The 14,975-nt window shown below is 68.6% G+C and carries 16 protein-coding genes; 9 read left to right on the top strand and 7 right to left on the bottom strand.

Translation table 11 applies throughout. The annotated features are described in order from the left end of the window. Window positions 1-570 (bottom strand): TetR/AcrR family transcriptional regulator, encoded by a 570-nt coding sequence (locus KV397_RS15715; protein ID WP_240740529.1) that lies wholly within the window; start codon window positions 568-570, stop codon window positions 1-3. A 75-nt stretch (window positions 571-645) separates the two neighbouring features. Between KV397_RS15715 and KV397_RS15720 the strand changes: the two genes are divergently transcribed. Next, the gene (locus KV397_RS15720; RefSeq protein WP_261811688.1) at window positions 646-1,647 is read left to right on the top strand and encodes an SDR family NAD(P)-dependent oxidoreductase; all 1,002 of its coding nucleotides are present in this window, start codon (window positions 646-648) and stop codon (window positions 1,645-1,647) included. A 61-nt stretch (window positions 1,648-1,708) separates the two neighbouring features. Here the strand turns inward: KV397_RS15720 and KV397_RS15725 are convergent, their stop codons facing one another. From KV397_RS15725 to KV397_RS15750, 6 genes are all read right to left on the bottom strand, one after another. Then, window positions 1,709-2,005, bottom strand: coding sequence for a hypothetical protein (locus KV397_RS15725; RefSeq protein ID WP_261811689.1), 297 nt, complete (start codon window positions 2,003-2,005; stop codon window positions 1,709-1,711). A 22-nt stretch (window positions 2,006-2,027) separates the two neighbouring features. Then, entirely contained in the window at window positions 2,028-2,960 is a 933-nt protein-coding gene (locus KV397_RS15730; RefSeq protein ID WP_261811690.1) for a hypothetical protein, read from the bottom strand. A 96-nt stretch (window positions 2,961-3,056) separates the two neighbouring features. Continuing rightward, window positions 3,057-3,215 carry a hypothetical protein gene (locus tag KV397_RS15735; RefSeq protein ID WP_153243347.1) on the bottom strand — a complete coding sequence of 53 codons (159 nt, stop codon included), beginning with the start codon at window positions 3,213-3,215 and terminating at the stop codon, window positions 3,057-3,059. 35 nt (window positions 3,216-3,250) lie between these two features. Beyond that, window positions 3,251-3,973, bottom strand: a complete 723-nt coding sequence (locus KV397_RS15740) for a 3-keto-5-aminohexanoate cleavage protein (protein ID WP_261811691.1) — start codon at window positions 3,971-3,973, stop codon at window positions 3,251-3,253. A 47-nt stretch (window positions 3,974-4,020) separates the two neighbouring features. Continuing rightward, window positions 4,021-4,248, bottom strand: coding sequence for a hypothetical protein (locus tag KV397_RS15745; protein WP_047523674.1), 228 nt, complete (start codon window positions 4,246-4,248; stop codon window positions 4,021-4,023). Window positions 4,249-4,344: 96 nt separating this feature from the next. Further along, a complete protein-coding gene (locus KV397_RS15750) occupies window positions 4,345-5,532 on the bottom strand; it encodes a MalY/PatB family protein (protein WP_261811692.1) in 1,188 nt (395 codons plus the stop codon). Window positions 5,533-5,795: 263 nt separating this feature from the next. Between KV397_RS15750 and KV397_RS15755 the strand changes: the two genes are divergently transcribed. The 8 genes from KV397_RS15755 (at window position 5,796) to KV397_RS15790 (ending at window position 14,957) form a co-directional block, all read left to right on the top strand. Then, window positions 5,796-6,818, top strand: coding sequence for a LacI family DNA-binding transcriptional regulator (locus KV397_RS15755; RefSeq protein ID WP_131493067.1), 1,023 nt, complete (start codon window positions 5,796-5,798; stop codon window positions 6,816-6,818). A gap of 179 nt (window positions 6,819-6,997) precedes the next feature. Continuing rightward, window positions 6,998-7,879, top strand: a complete 882-nt coding sequence (locus KV397_RS15760) for an ROK family protein (protein ID WP_261811693.1) — start codon at window positions 6,998-7,000, stop codon at window positions 7,877-7,879. Further along, the gene (locus KV397_RS15765) at window positions 7,876-9,714 is read left to right on the top strand and encodes a class I mannose-6-phosphate isomerase (RefSeq protein ID WP_261811694.1); all 1,839 of its coding nucleotides are present in this window, start codon (window positions 7,876-7,878) and stop codon (window positions 9,712-9,714) included. Before KV397_RS15760 ends, KV397_RS15765 begins: the two co-directional genes overlap by 4 nt. A 129-nt stretch (window positions 9,715-9,843) precedes the next feature. Next, on the top strand, window positions 9,844-11,112 hold the full coding sequence (locus KV397_RS15770) for an ABC transporter substrate-binding protein (protein ID WP_256535556.1): 1,269 nt from the start codon (window positions 9,844-9,846) through the stop codon (window positions 11,110-11,112). 8 nt (window positions 11,113-11,120) lie between these two features. Beyond that, window positions 11,121-11,996 (top strand): carbohydrate ABC transporter permease, encoded by an 876-nt coding sequence (locus tag KV397_RS15775; RefSeq protein WP_261811695.1) that lies wholly within the window; start codon window positions 11,121-11,123, stop codon window positions 11,994-11,996. Beyond that, complete coding sequence (locus tag KV397_RS15780; protein ID WP_047523681.1) at window positions 11,996-12,808, top strand: carbohydrate ABC transporter permease; 813 nt, start codon at window positions 11,996-11,998, stop codon at window positions 12,806-12,808. Before KV397_RS15775 ends, KV397_RS15780 begins: the two co-directional genes overlap by 1 nt. Before the next feature lie 32 nt (window positions 12,809-12,840). Then, window positions 12,841-14,160 carry a hypothetical protein gene (locus KV397_RS15785; protein WP_261811696.1) on the top strand — a complete coding sequence of 440 codons (1,320 nt, stop codon included), beginning with the start codon at window positions 12,841-12,843 and terminating at the stop codon, window positions 14,158-14,160. Then, complete coding sequence (locus tag KV397_RS15790) at window positions 14,157-14,957, top strand: hypothetical protein (protein ID WP_261811697.1); 801 nt, start codon at window positions 14,157-14,159, stop codon at window positions 14,955-14,957. The genes KV397_RS15785 and KV397_RS15790 overlap by 4 nt, the downstream gene beginning before the upstream one ends. The last annotated feature ends 18 nt before the right edge of the window (window positions 14,958-14,975 follow it).

Genomic DNA, 14,975 nt, shown 5'->3' on the forward strand with positions numbered 1-14,975 from the left:
TTACGCGCCGATCCCCCGCAGCAACACCGCCACCGTCGCGTCCACCCGTCCATCGCTCAACGGTCGCCCCAGCAGAGCGGCATAGCTGGCCATCGCGATGAACTGATCCGCGATGGCCGCCGCATCCACATCGGCCCGCACGTCTCCGGCTTCGACCGCCCGTGCGACCCGTCCCGCGACCCACTCGCGGATCGGTGCCGCGAGCTTCTCGTTCAACGCCAAGCCGAGTTCGGGATCCGACGCGGTCACCACGATCAACGCGCGAGCCACCGCGACGCCCTCCGGATCCGCCAGCGCGGCACTCATCGCCGAGAACCACGCCCGCAGGTCCGCCCCGAGATCGGCCGTCATCGGGACCGACACCTCGGCACCCGGCAATCCGCCTTCGAGCAGCGCCTCACCGAGGATCGCGGCCTTCGACGGCCACCACCGGTAGATCGTCTGCTTCGAGACCTCCGCAGCCTCCGCGAGCCCCTCGATGGTCACGGCGTCGTAGCCACCCGCGGCGAGCGCGCGCCGCATCGCCTCCAGCACGGATTGGCGGGCTCTTTCACTACGAGGACGAGGCACCCTCCGAGCGTACTCAGGCGTACACTGGAACATAAGTAGACGCACCGTTGCGTAACCCGAACAAGGAGAACGAGCATGGCCCTCACCGCACACTCCACCATCGGCGACTGGATGAACGACCCGACCGGCGGGCCCCTCATCCGCGGACTCTTCGAGAAGACCGGCGCCGATCCCGAGCTCCTCACCCCGGTGCTCGGCCTCCCCCTGCAGCAGCTCGTCGCGATGAGCCAGGGCCAGCTCCCCCAGTCGGTCGTCGACGACCTCGTCCGCGCGGCCAACGGCGGCGAGATCCCCGAAGACGACGCCTCCGAGGGCTGGACCGAGAAGCCCACCGCCGGTCGCTTCGCCGGGAAGACCGTGATCGTCACCGGCGCCGCCTCCGGGATCGGCAAGGCCACCGCCGCGCGCATCGCCCGCGAAGGCGGACGCGTGATCGCCAGCGACATCGCCGCCGAGAAGCTCGACGCCCTCAAGACCGAACTTCCGGACGCCGACATCGTCACGGTCGCGGGCGACCTCACGACGCAGGACGCGATCGACGCCGTCCTCGCTGCCGCCGGCGACCGCATCGACGGTCTCGCCAACGTCGCCGGCATCAACGACGACTTCTCGCCCGCTGGCGAGACCCCCGACGCCGTCTGGGACCGCGTGATCGCGATCAACCTGACCGCTCCGTTCAAGCTCATGCGCGCGGTCATCCCCGTCATGGAGGCGGCCGGTCGCGGCGCGATCCTGAACGTCTCGAGCGAGGCGGGCCTGCGCGGCAACGCCTCGGGCAACGCCTACACGGCCAGCAAACACGGCATCATCGGCGTCACCAAGTCCGCAGCCTTCATGTACGGGCCGAAGGGCATCCGCGTGAACTCCGTGGCCCCGGGCGGCGTCGCGACCGGCATCCCGATGCCCCCGCACATGTCCGAGTACGGCTCCGGCCGGCTCGCCCCGTTCCAGCAGGCCATCCCGACTGTGGCGACGGCCGAGCACCTCGCGGCATCCATCACTTTCCTGCTGTCGGACGATGCCGTGAACATCAACGGCGCGATCCTCGCCTCGGACGGCGGATGGTCGGTGCAGTAAACCGCACCCGCGAGACCGACGCCCCCGCCGACCCGAACGGCGGGGGCGTTTCGCGTCTGGGCTAGGAGGAGCGCCTCGTCGTGAGCACCGCGGCAGTGAGAGCCGTCGCGATCAGACCGAGCAGTCCGACGCTGAGCAGCACGAGGCCGGCGGGCCAGACGGCGAGCATGACGATGTCATACATGTCATCGCCGAGCGAGTTCCACTGCTCGATCGTCCCGGTGTTCGTGAGCGCGATACCGACGATCGTCGCGATCAGCGGGAGTCCCACCGCAACCGTCCACGACCAGCGGCGGATGATCGTCCGCTGCGCTTCCTCCGCCGAGACGGTCGCTGCATCACCCTGTGTCGCTTCCATGCCTGCACCCTATCGGGGGCGGTCAGAGCACGCGCTCGCCGGTGACCTCACGCGGACGATCGCGCTCCACCACCATCCGAACCACCGTCCCGACCACTGCGATCACGAGAGCCACGACCACCGGCAGCCACACCTCCGCGAGCACCATCGGGAACAACTGCACCGAGACCCGTGCCATCTCTGCGACATCACCGTCGAGCACCCGCATCCCGAGCCCGTACTGGATAGCCGTGAACAGCGCGGGCACCAGCCACAGCGACAGCAGCGCCACCACCCACACCACGATCCGCGGCGCCGGCCGCACCCCGCACCAGACGAGTGCAGCGCCGACCACGATCGCCGGGATCCACCGCAGCAGTTCGGGCAGGAACACGAGCGGAAACACCTCGCCGGTGAAAGCCAGGAACCACCGGCCGACCCAGCTCCCGAACGGCACGGCCGCAAGCGCGACACCGAGCGCAGCGACACCGATCGAGCGGCGCGACGTCATCCACACGCCGAGCTGCGCCAGGAGGGCTGCCACGATCACGCCACCTAGAATGCCGGCGAAGTAGAGCATCGCGCGCGAGTCACCCCCACGGCCGAGCCCGAGCCCTCCGGCCAACACGCCGAAGCTCTGCATGATCGCGACCAGATGCACGACCGCGACACCGAGAGCCGCCGGCCAGACTGCGACGTCGCGGCGCCGCGCGACCACGTGCACCGCGATGCCGGCGAACACCCCGCCGAGCAGCACCAGAGAGAAGAGCAGCGTCGCCTGATATTGACTCAGCGGCAGCAGCACGAACGGCATGTCCTCCGGCATCGTCGGCGACGCCCACAGGTTCTGCAACGGCAACGTGCCGGCAATCGCCCACGGCAAGAGGCCCAGCACGGCACCACCGATGCCGAGGAAGAGCGGCAGAGCGCGCGACCGCTCGATCGGATCGGCAGCGACGACGGGCGATTCAGTCATAGAGAAGAACGTGTCACACGCAGGCCGGGCTCCCGGGAAGACACGACCGAGCCCGCCCGGGTGGCGACCGTGCAGTTCAGCCGAAGAGCCCGGAGATCAGACCTGACCCGGACGCCCGTCACGCGCCATCGCCTGCCGATGCGAGGAGAGAGCCGCGCGCACGGCCGAGTAGATCACCAGCCACGAGATGAGGATGCCGCTGAGGAACACGGCCGCCCAGAACAGGATGAAGAGAAGCACGTTTTCACCGAACATGACCCCAGGATGCCCCCGGGGCGCTGCCGGGTCGGTCAGACTCCCCGCATCCGCTCGATAGCCACCCGCACCAGCGCCGCATTGCCGGGCGCCGTGCTGCCGTCGGGAAGGAGGAGCGTGTCTTCCAGCCCGATCCGTGCGGCCAGGCCGAGCTCGACCGCCAGATCGAACACGGGCCAGGTCGACCTCTCCTCACCGTGGAGCAGGATCGGCATGTCAGGTTCCTCCAGCCGGACGTGCGCGATCATCGCCTCGGCATGCGCGCGCACGGTCTCCGCCGGCTCATCCGGCAACTCGATCAGCACCCGCAAGCACTCACCCCGGACGGGCGAACGCTTCCACACCTCGAATCCGGACGCATCCCACAGCCCCGCTTCCACCGCGATGCCACGGCGCAGCAGCGAAGCCGCCACCTCGTCAGCACCGACCTCATGCCAGTTCACGGAGGCATGATCGGGCGCCTCCGTCCAGGACGCGATCGCCGCCAGACGACGTTCGACATCGGGTTCCGCCCACGCCCCGGTCGTGACCCCCACCGGGACACCGGGCCGCGCCGCGCGGACGGCCGAGACCCACCGCGAGACGTCCGGCGCTGCGAGGCTGTCGTTCCCACGCGCGTTCTTCGGGTGCACGTGCACCTCCCGCGCGCCCGCATCCACAGCCCGCGCCGCATCCTCGGCGACAACGCTCGCATCCGCACTCAACCACGGATGCTCGGCCGGATCGCGGGCACCGTTGACACATGCCTGCAGCAGCATCCCTCCTTCGGACTCCTGGCGCGAAGGCGGATCCGAGGGCGCCCCGGTCACCCGATCAGCTCACGTGGGTGGAGATCGTAGATGTGCGCCTCCGGCGAGGGCCCCTCCTCCGTGCGCACGGTGTGCGCGACCTGGCGCGCGACCGCCGCGCTGCGACCGACCTTCACCGCCTCGGCCTCATCTTCGAAGCTGCTGCCCAACGTCTGCGATTCACCCTCGATGCGGTTGAACCAGATGCCGTTGCGGTGGAACGTCTCGATATCGCCGGCGGCCATGCGGAATCCCTTCTCTCGCATTCCTTTCTACGCCAGACCACCGACACCGGCAGAGCCCCTTGACACCCTCTTGACGGGAGCTCGAGGCGGAGGCCGTCAGCGCAGGAGACCGGCTTCCCGAACCGCCGCACCCATCGCCGTGACAGCCTCCGCGAGGATGGGACGTGGCGTCGCGAACACGACTCGCACATGGCTCTCCGCACCGCGACCCAACAGCCGCCCCTCGGTGAGTACGACCCCCGCCCGCTCGCGGAAGAACTCGGCGGGCGGCCCCGGGATCCGCAGGGCAGCGGTATCGATCCAGCCGATGTATGTCGCCTCGGGAATGCGGTACACCGCACCGGGCAGGTGTTCGTCCACCAGCGCCGCGAGCGCATGCCGCGACCCGTCGAGGTACGAGGTCACGTCCGACAGCCATGGCCCACCGTGACGGTATGCGGCGGTCGAGGCCACAACCCCTAGGGTCGACGCACCGTGCTGCACCGCGAAGCCGAACCGTCGATACCGCGCCTGGTCCGCGTCGTTCGAGGTGATCGGCTGCGCCGACTTCAGTCCGGGGATGTTCCACGCCTTCGAGGCGCTCGTCCCCGTGACGGTGTGGGCGGCGGTGGCATCCGAGATCGAGGCATACGGCACGAACGGGGCGCCGTCATAGCGGAGCGGGGCGTGGATCTCGTCCGCGAAGACCCGTCCGCCGTGCCGCTCCACCACCTCCGCGATCGCCTCGAGTTCTTTGCGACCGAGGAGCGCGCCGGTGGGATTGTGCGGATTGCAGAGCACGAGCGTGCGCGCTCCTGTAGCGAAGGCCTCGTCGATGCGCTGCAGGTCGTGCTGCCACCGCCCGTCGACCTCGACACCCGGAATCTCGATGACCGGATGGCCGATCGCCGGAAGATATGTCAGGAACGGCATGTACGCCGGTGTGGGCACGATCACGGGCGACCCCGCGGGCGCATACTCCCGCACCGCGACGCCGAGAGCCGCCATCACGTCCGACACCGGGTGCACGCGCTCCGGGTCGACCGCCCAGCCGTACTCGTCCCGCATCCACGCGGCGGTGGCCTCTCCGAGTTCTGCAGCCTGCGGGGGCGACAGGTAGCCGAGGTTCTCGTCATCGATCGCGCGGTGCAGCGCGTCGGCGATCTCGGGCGCGATCCCGAAGTCCATCTCCGCCACCCACGCGCCGATCCGACCGGGATGCAGGCTCCACTTGCGGCTCTGCGGACGATCGAGGTGCACTCGGGTTCGCGCATCGAACGGATGCGACGGACAGTCGTCAGGCATGGTCTCCTCCCGGGCAGGATCCGACCAATCTACGGACGGCCGCGCGCCGGTGCAGGTCAGATTTCGGTGCGTGACGACGCCCCAGGGGGAGGGGCTCGGGTCTGCAGCGTTCACAACTCCGCAAAATTCAGCCCATTCGGCCCAGAGCAGGGCGGGGAAGACTGCAACGACAGGATTCTTGAGGAGTTGTGAACGCGACGCGCCGCGGCTGCCCCGCTGGTAACGTTCCCTTGATCGGCGACACCACACCTCGGAGGGCAGTGATGAGCGAACGAGCGCGCCGCCCGACCGTCAAGGAAGTCGCGACCCGAGCGGGCGTGAGCCCCATGACCGTGTCGCGCACCCTCTCCGGCGGACTCAACGTGAAGCCCGACGTGCAGCAGCGCGTCATGGAGGCCGTCGCCGAGCTCGGCTACCACCGCAACGAGAACGCCCGCAGCATCCGCCCCGGCCACAGCAGCGGACTCATCGGCGTCGCGATCACGAACATCGCCAACCCGTACTACAGCACCTTCGCGCTGGGCGTCGAGGAGGAAGCCGCACTGACGGGCCGTCGCATCCTCCTCGGGAACACGTCCGAAGACGCCGCACGCGAGGCCGACCTCGTGGGCGACTTCCTCGGCCGCCGGGTCGACGGGCTCATCGTGGTCCCCGCCGGCACCTCGTCCGCGCACCTCGCCCATTCCCAGAGTCAGGGTGTCCCCGTGGTCCTCGCCTCCCGCCGCATCGAGGGGCTCGCTGCCGACAGCGTCGTGCTCGCGGACGACGACGGCGCCCACCGCGGAACCAGCGCACTCATCGAGCACGGCCACACCCGCATCGGCTATCTCGGCAACGCGCTCTCGATCTTCACCGGTGAGCGCCGCTACGCCGGCTTCGTCCGCGCCCTGTCGGAACACGGTCTGACCGTCGACCCGGACATCGTCGCCACGAACCAGCAGACCGTCGACCAGGCCCGCGACGCCACCCGCGCTCTCCTCGACGCCGCGCATCCCCCCACCGCGATCTTCTGCGCCAACAACCGCAACGCGATCGGTGCCTTGAAGGAGATCAGCGCCCAGTTGAACGCCGGATCGCGCCGTGCCACCGACTTCCCGGAGATCGTGAGCTTCGATGACTTCGAGCTCGCCGAGCTCTCGCCGGTGCCGATCAGCGTGATCGACCACGACCCGCGCGAATTGGGCCGAGCCGCCACGCGTCTGCTGCTCGACCGTCTCGACGGGGGGAAGCTCGACGCCGCGACCCGCGAGATCGAGCTGCCGGTCTCACTCCGCGGCGTGCGCTGACGTCACCTGCACGAGACTGTCACTGCGCGGGCTCTGCGCACACCTGTCGGGAGCAGGGACAGGCGTCGGGAGAATCCGGGCAGACGGACCGTGCAGGCGGCAAAGCTCCCGACATTCGTGCAGTGTTGACACCCCTCCACCGCATTGATAACGTTACCAATCATCGACGAGGAGGACCGATGGAGCTGTGTACCGACTTCGGGGGCACCGAGATCAAACTCGCCCTGATCGACGGCAGCCGTGTCGTCGCAGCACGCAGGGTCCGCATCGAAGGAACGAGCGCCGACCTCTCCGTAGCCGCCGCGGAAGCCCACCGTCTCCTCGACGACGCGCACCGCCCCGCGGAGGCCGTCGGCATCGCGGTCCCCGGCGTCGTCGACCCGCACTCCGGACGGATGCTGCACGCCAACGCGAAGTACGACTTCCTCCGCGACTTCGACCTGAGCGCCTGGTCCCTGACCGAGTTCGGGCTCCCCGCCACGGTCGAGAACGACGCCAGGGCCGCCCTCATCGGCGAGACGTCGTCGGGTAGCGCACCCGGAGAACATGACGCGGTGCTCGTCACCCTCGGCACCGGGATCGGCACGGCGGCCATGATCGACGGCACACCTCTGCGTGGACGCACCGGGCACGCCGGCATCCTCGGCGGACACCTCACGGTCGACCTCGACGGGCCCCTCTGTCCCTGCGGCAACGTCGGCTGCGGAGAAGCCCTCGCGAGCACACGCGCCCTCCCGGAGGCCGTCACGATGACCGAGGTCTTCACCACCGACGCGCATGCGGCACTCCGGGCGAGGTTCCTGCACGTGTGGGGCGCGGTCGTCACGTCGCTCGTGCATTCCTACGACCCGGCCGTGGTGATCCTCTCCGGCGGAATCCTCCGTGCAGGAGACGCGGTCCGTGCGCCGATCGAAGCCCACGTCCGCACACACCTCTGGCCCTCGATGACGCCCCCGCGCTTCGTCGTCCCGCCGGAGCCCGAGCTCTCGGTAGCCCGCGGACTCAGCGTCCTGGCCCGTTCGACGACCACCCACACCGCAACACCGCAGGAGGAAAAGTGACCACCCCGATCAGCGACATGCACGAAGGGCACACGACCCGAGGTCGCTACGACACCCAGCCCACCGTGGCCCTGCCGGAGGGCGAGCGCATCCTCCGCGGCGCCGAGGGCTGGGAAGCAGCGGCCGAGCTCGCCGAAGCCTGTGCACGCGTGACCGGCACCGCCCCCGTGCTCCTCGTGGACACGTACCCGGGCGTCGACCTCCCGACCCTGACGGCACAGGTGCGATCCGCCCTGCCGGAGTGGACCGTGCAGGATGTCGAGACCGCCGCTCGCCCGGTCACCGAGGTCGAGCAGCTGATCGCACCGAACCTCACCGATGACCGGGTCTTCGGCGTCATGAGCCACTTCACCCTCGCCGACTTCTACGACGCCGCGCAGCTCGACGCCCTCGCCGCCGGCATCACGCAGACCCCGACCGTCGTGATCGGCTGGGGCGCCGCTCTCCTGGCGCCGCGCCTGGACGGCTCCGCCGCGACGGTGCTCGTCGACATGGCCCGCTGGGAGATCCAGCTGCGCCAGCGCAAGGGTGCCACCAACTGGCGCGCCGACAACGCGGCGGAAGACAACCTGCGCAAGTACAAGCGCGGCTTCTTCGTGGAGTGGCGCGTCGCCGACCGCCACAAGCGCAGCCTCTTCGACACACTCGACTTCGTGCTCGACGGCAACGCGATCGCCCCCGCCGAGCCGCATCCGGATTCTCCCGAGGCGGGCATGATCACGGGCACCGCCTTCCGGCAGGCGCTGAAGGATGCCGCGTCCCGGCCGTTCCGCGTCGTGCCGTTCTTCGACCCCGGCGTCTGGGGTGGGCAGTGGATGAAGAACCTCATCGGACTCGACCCCTCGAAGGACAACTACGCGTGGTGCTTCGACTGCGTCCCCGAGGAGAACTCGCTGCTGCTCGAAGGCGAGGGCGGAGTGGTCGAGATCCCCGCGCTCGACCTGGTGTTCAGCCGCCCGGTCGATCTGCTCGGCGCGAAGACCTTCTCCCGCTTCGGCGCGGAGTTCCCGATCCGCTTCGACTTCCTCGACACGATGGACGGCGGCAACCTCAGCCTGCAGGTGCATCCGCTGACCGACTACATCCAGAACACGTTCGGCATGCACTACACGCAGGACGAGAGCTACTACATGCTCGACGTCGGCGACGACGCCGTGGTCTACCTGGGCACGAAGGAGGGCATCGACCGCGCCGAGATGCTGCAGGACCTGGCCACCGCGCAGGACGGCGAGCACCCCTTCCCGGCGGAGAAGTACGTCAACTCCTTCCCGGCCCGCAAGCACGACCACTTCGCGATCCCGGCGGGCACCATCCACTGCTCGGGCGCGAACTCGATGGTTCTCGAGATCTCGGCGACGCCGTTCATCTTCACCTTCAAGCTCTGGGACTGGGGCCGTGTCGGCCTCGACGGCGTGCCTCGCCCCGTGCACCTCGACCACGGCGCCCGCAACATCCAATGGGACCGCGACACGACGTGGGTCGGCGACAACCTCCTCGACCAGGTCGAGACCATCCGCACCGACGGTGACGTCATCGAGGAGAGCACCGGCCTGCACGAACTGGAGTTCATCGAGGTGCGCCGGCACTGGTTCGAACAGGGCGCCGACCACGACACCGAGGGCACGGTCAACGTGCTCAACCTGGTCGAGGGGGACGAGGTGCGCGTGGTGAGCCCGACCGACGCCTTCGCACCCTTCGTGATCCACTACGCCGAGACGTTCATCGTCCCGGCAGCGGTGGGGGCGTACCGGATCGAACGGACCGAGAACTCGCGCAGCGCCCGCTTCGCGACCGTCAAGGCCTACGTGCGCGGCTCGCGCACGAGTGACAACTGAACACCGCGCACCATGCAGCATCCATCGCCGGGGACTCCCACCACAGGAATCCCTTGCACCGCATCCATCACCTTGGTAGCGTGAATCCAGATTTCTGGTAACGATACCAAACGAACAAGGGAGTTCTGAATGATTTCGCGACGCACGATCGCCGCAGCCGCGGCCGGTCTCCTCCTCGGCACCCTGGCACTCGCCGGGTGCGCCGGCGACTCCGGTTCCGGAGAGGCCGGAGAGGTGACCGGCACGCTCAACTTCTACACCGACAAGGCAGCGTGGAAGCCCGACTTCGAGTCGCTCAACGAGGTCAGCGGCGACGCCGTCGACATCACGCTGAAGACCACCGGGTACTCCGACGCCAACCAGTACGACGCCTTCATCAAGCAGTCGTTCCGCACCGACAAGTCACCCGGCCTGTTCACCTGGCACACCGGTGACTCGCTCAAGCAGCTGGTCGACGAGGGACTGGTCGCCGAGACCACCGACATCTGGTCCCAGGCCGTCGACGAGGGCTGGGTGAGCGAAGACCTGCGCGACAGCTACACCTTCGACGGCAAGCAGTACTGCGTGCCGATGAACATCGCCTACTGGATCATGTTCTACAACAAGGCCGCCTTCGCCGACAACGGCGTCGAGGTGCCCACCACCTGGGACGAGCTGAACACCGCCGCCGAGACGCTGAAGGAGGGCGGGGTCACGCCGTACTACCAGACCAGCGTGCTGTTCACCTTCCAGTGGTTCCAGCACCTGGTCGCCTCCACCGACCCCGATCTGTACGCCGGGCTCACCACGGGCGACGTCAAATACACCGACCCCGAGATCGTCGACATCATGAACGTGTGGCTCGACGAGCAGAAGGCCGGCTGGTTCAGTGACGCGGGGAGCACGACCGACCCCGCGGTCGGCCTCAAGCAGGGCGACTACGCCATGATCAACTTCGGCACGTTCTTCGCGGGCAACCTCGAGGGCGCCGGCATGACCACCGATGACTACGGGATGTTCGCGATCCCGGCCGTCAACGACAGCCTCGACACCACTCCGGTGGCGGTCGAGTCCGGTCCGATCTGCACGGCCGAGAACTCGAAGCAGCGCGACCTCGGTCTCGCCTACGCCGAGTGGTGGATGTCGCCCGATGCCCAGACGGCCTGGAACGATGCGCACGGCGACGTCGCGTTCAACCCGAAGGCCACGGTGTCCGACCCCGCCCTGGCCGAGATCGGGGAGCAGATCGCCGGCGACGGCTATTCGCTCTACGACCGGTTCTTCGAAGCCATGCCCACCGAGATCGTGACCACCGCGATCGAGCAGTTCGGCGCCTTCAACGCCAACCCCGGTGACCCGATGCCGTTCCTGGAGAAGATCCAGGCCACGGCGGACAAGTACTGGGCAGAGCAGGAGTAAGCGAGCGGATGGCGCACCAGAAGACGCCGTACCAGTGGTCCGCCCGGGGCTTCGTCGCCCCGGGCGTGATCCTGGTCGCAGTCCTGCTCTACCTCCCGCTGCTGTGGACGGTGTTCCTCAGCTTCACGAAGTACAACGGGCTCGGCAGCCCGACCTGGATCGGCCTCGACAACTACGTCGAGATATTCACCGACGGCGACTTCGTGGGCTCGGCCCTGAACACCGTGCTCTGGGTGATCGGCACCCTGATCATCCCGGTCGGCATCGGTCTCGCGATCGCTCTGCTCACCTGGAACCTCGGCGGCGGCATCTGGCTGCGCCTCCCCTTCCTCATCCCCTACGCCCTCTCCGGCATCGGCGTCGGCGTGGTGTGGTCGTTCATCCTCTCCTCGGGCGGCGCGCTCGACCAGGCGCTCGCTGCGTTCGGCATCACGGACCCGCCCCGATGGCTGCTGGATGCTCCGCTCAACACGATCGTCATGATCATCGCCTCCTCGTGGCAGGGCGTCGGCGTGAACGCGCTGCTGTTCACCATCGGACTGCAGGCGATCCCGAAGGAACCGCTCGAGGCCGCACGCATCGACGGTGCCGGCGGCCCGCGCCTGTTCACCAGCATCCTGTGGCCGATGCTGCGTCCGCTCACGGCGGTGGTCGTCGGACTCTCGATCGTCGCGAGCCTGAAGACCTTCGACATCGTGTGGGGCATGACCAAGGGCGGACCGGGCACGGTCTCGGAGACCCTGGCGCTGACCATGTACAAGGAGACCTTCGTGAACAGCGACTACGGACTCGGCTCCGCGATCGCCGTGTTCCTGACGGTCATCACCCTGATCGCCTCGGTGCTGTACCTGCGTCAGCAGCTCTCCCCGAAGAAGGAGATGTGATGTCGAAGATCATCAGAACGGCCGTGCTCGTCCTCCTCGGGATCGTGTGGCTGCTGCCGGCATACCTCCTCGTGGTCAACGCGATGAAGGACCCGCTGACCTTCACGTCGAAGGAGTCGTGGATCCCGACCGACTTCCACCTGTTCGAGAACTTCGGCCAGGCGCTGGAGCTCTCGGGCATCGGCGACAGCATCGTGAGCACCCTCATCTACTCGATCGTCTCGCCGACCATCGCGGTGCTCGTCGGTGCCGCCGCCGGGTTCGCGATCGTGGCCCTGCGGCTCAAGCGCGGCTTCCTCTGGTTCGTCGTGATCTTCGGCGGAACCGTGTTCCCGCTGCAGATGGTGCTGCTGCCGCTGTTCGACGCGTACTCCCGCACCGGCCTGTTCGACACCCGCCTGGGGATGATCATGATCTACACCGTGATCTCGATCCCGTTCTCGGCATTCGTGATGCGCAACTTCTTCACCGGCGTCGCGCACAACGTGTTCGAGGCCGCGGTGCTCGACGGTGCCACCACCTGGCGCATCTTCACGCGCATGTACCTGCCGATGGCGTCGAGCGCCCTCGTGGCGATCTTCATCCTGCAGGCGACCTTCGTGTGGAACGACCTGCTGCTCGGCCTCACGCTCAGCCAGTCCGACGACATCCGCCCCATCATCACGACCCTGTCCGGCATGCAGAGCACCTACGGCGGTGCGCAGATGTCGGTCGTGCTCGCCGCGGCCGTGCTCGTCTCGCTCCCCACCGTGGTGCTGTTCCTGTGCACGCAGCGCTTCTTCGCCAAGGGCCTCGCACTCGGGCAGTACTGACCCCACACGCTTCCCGCCCCTCGAAAGGCATCATGCATCCCCTCATCCCCACCGTCGATGACCTCGCCGCCGATGCGGTGACCCACCACTTCGACGACATGATCGCGCCGACCGGCCTCACCAACATGCTCGGCACGGTGCGCGTGGACCACGATCTGACCGCGGTGAGCGCCGTGCAGTTCCCACCCGTGTCGCAGGGACTCACCCAGACGGCGGTGCTGTTCGTAGACGGCCGACTGTTCGCCTCTTACGGAGCACCCGTCACGCACGAGTGGCGTCCGGACAGGGTGGTGCGGCGGGCGACCGTCGGCGACCTGGAGGTCGAGACCACCACCGTGTGCGTGCCGGGGAGGACGGCGGTCGCGATCGACATCGTCGTACACAACACCGGGGCGATGGACAGGGTGGTGCGACTCGGACTCTCGGCCGCCGCTCGGGCGACCCGCTCGGACACCGCCTGGCTCGACGCCGAGTCCCCCTCGGAGCGCGACACCGCGACCGTCGACGGCGAGCGCCTCACGTTCTCCTCGGCGGATGGCACGGCGTGGAGCGTGCAGGGGATCGTGGGCGGATCCGCCGCCCTGAGCGGTGTCGCCGAGCTGCCGGACGCCTTCGACGCCGGCATCGGAGGCAACGGCCGCGGCGGAGAGCTCACGACGTCGCTCGCCGTGCCGGCCAGAGGAAGCAGCCGCACCGGATACGTGCAGGCGATCGGGACCTCCGTGGCCGACGCCACCCGCACCTTCGACCTCGTCACGGCCGACGTCCCCGGTGCGGTGACCGATGCCGAGGAGTTCTGGAATCGCCAGCTGCACGCCGCTTTCGACCCCGACGACGCAGAGTTCTCCGGCGCGCTGCCCGTGCTCGAGACGACCTCCGCTCCGCTGCGGCGCCTGTACTGGTGGGCCGCTCTGGGCGTGATCTGGTTCCGCCGGGACTTCGCGGGCAACGTGCTCGGGCGCTCGTACGACACCCTGATGCCCAACTACTGGGGCACCACCACGTTCATCTGGGACTACAGCCTGAGCTCCGTGAGCCACGCGCTGCTCGACCCGGGCGAGATGCGCTCCCAGCTGCGGCACTGGATCTCCCTCGACATCCACTCGCACTTCGGCACCTCGTCCCTCACCGGCGGACCGGTCGGCCGGTGGTACTCCGTCAACGACTACGCGATGACGCGGCTCGTGCACGACTATGTGCGCTTCACCGGGGACACGGCGTTCCTCGACGAGGTCGTCGGCGGCCAGACCGTCGCCGATTCCGTCCGGGAATGGGCGACCGCCTGGAAGGACCTGCGCCGAGGGACGCCCCTGGCCGACTACGGAGAGATCGACAACCGCTCGAGTGCGTGAGTTCATACACGCACGAGGTCGCGAGCCTCAACGCCGCGAACGTGTGGAGCATGCGCACGGCGGCCTCGCTCGCCGAGCTCCAGGGCGACAGCGCCTCCGCGGCCGACCTGCGCGCCGAGGCCGAGGCCCTGCTGCCCGCAGTGATCGCGCGCTACGTCCCCGGCGAGGGCATCTTCACCGCCGGACAGCCCGACGGCACGCAGCTCCCGGTCCGGCACTGCTACGACTTCAGCGTGGTCGGGACCACGATCGCCGACGACCTGACCCCCGGTGTGCGCGACGACATGGTCTCGTTCTTCCAGCGCGAGCTGCAGACCGACAACTGGATGCGCGCCCTCTCCCCGTGGGATGCCGATGCCAGCTACAGTCCGCGCCCCGACCACCAGTGGAACGGCGCCTACCCCGCCTGGCCTGCGGATGCCGGTCGCGCGCTCGCCGCCCTCGGTGCCCCCGAGGTGCTCACCTCCTGGGTCGAGGGCTTGTCGCGCACCGCGAACCAGGGCCCGATGGGGCAGGCGCACTTCGTCGAAGAGGCCGTGCCCGGGATCAACGGCGGCGCCCGCAAAGCCCCGCCGCAGCTGCCGTACATCATCGACTGGTCGTGCTCCTCGTCCGGCGCCTGGATCGAGCTCGTGATCGAGGCCCTGTTCGGCGTCTCGGTCGCCGCGGACGGGACGGTGCGCGCCGCGGGCTGCGTCGCCGCGCTCGACCCGCAGGCGGTGCTGCGCGGGTTGCGCGTCGGCGAGCGCCACTACGACATCCACGCCTCCGGAGGTATCACCGAGACCGCGGGCTGAGCCCCGACCACCACGCAG

The organism is Microbacterium aurugineum, from assembly GCF_023101205.1.
Lineage (GTDB): Bacteria > Actinomycetota > Actinomycetes > Actinomycetales > Microbacteriaceae > Microbacterium > Microbacterium aurugineum.

Bases quoted from the DNA above. Each gene is read 5' to 3' on its own strand.
- KV397_RS15730 (WP_261811690.1), bottom strand. From the start codon at position 2,960: ATGACTGAATCGCCCGTCGTCGCTGCCGATCCGATCGAGCGGTCGCGC.
- KV397_RS15760 (WP_261811693.1), top strand. From the start codon at position 6,998: ATGGAGCTGTGTACCGACTTCGGGGGCACCGAGATCAAACTCGCCCTG.
- KV397_RS15750 (WP_261811692.1), bottom strand. From the start codon at position 5,532: ATGCCTGACGACTGTCCGTCGCATCCGTTCGATGCGCGAACCCGAGTG.
- KV397_RS15775 (WP_261811695.1), top strand. From the start codon at position 11,121: ATGGCGCACCAGAAGACGCCGTACCAGTGGTCCGCCCGGGGCTTCGTC.
- KV397_RS15745 (WP_047523674.1), bottom strand. From the start codon at position 4,248: ATGGCCGCCGGCGATATCGAGACGTTCCACCGCAACGGCATCTGGTTC.
- KV397_RS15740 (WP_261811691.1), bottom strand. From the start codon at position 3,973: ATGCTGCTGCAGGCATGTGTCAACGGTGCCCGCGATCCGGCCGAGCAT.
- KV397_RS15755 (WP_131493067.1), top strand. From the start codon at position 5,796: ATGAGCGAACGAGCGCGCCGCCCGACCGTCAAGGAAGTCGCGACCCGA.
- KV397_RS15770 (WP_256535556.1), top strand. From the start codon at position 9,844: ATGATTTCGCGACGCACGATCGCCGCAGCCGCGGCCGGTCTCCTCCTC.
- KV397_RS15780 (WP_047523681.1), top strand. From the start codon at position 11,996: ATGTCGAAGATCATCAGAACGGCCGTGCTCGTCCTCCTCGGGATCGTG.
- KV397_RS15720 (WP_261811688.1), top strand. From the start codon at position 646: ATGGCCCTCACCGCACACTCCACCATCGGCGACTGGATGAACGACCCG.
- KV397_RS15785 (WP_261811696.1), top strand. From the start codon at position 12,841: ATGCATCCCCTCATCCCCACCGTCGATGACCTCGCCGCCGATGCGGTG.
- KV397_RS15725 (WP_261811689.1), bottom strand. From the start codon at position 2,005: ATGGAAGCGACACAGGGTGATGCAGCGACCGTCTCGGCGGAGGAAGCG.
- KV397_RS15735 (WP_153243347.1), bottom strand. From the start codon at position 3,215: ATGTTCGGTGAAAACGTGCTTCTCTTCATCCTGTTCTGGGCGGCCGTG.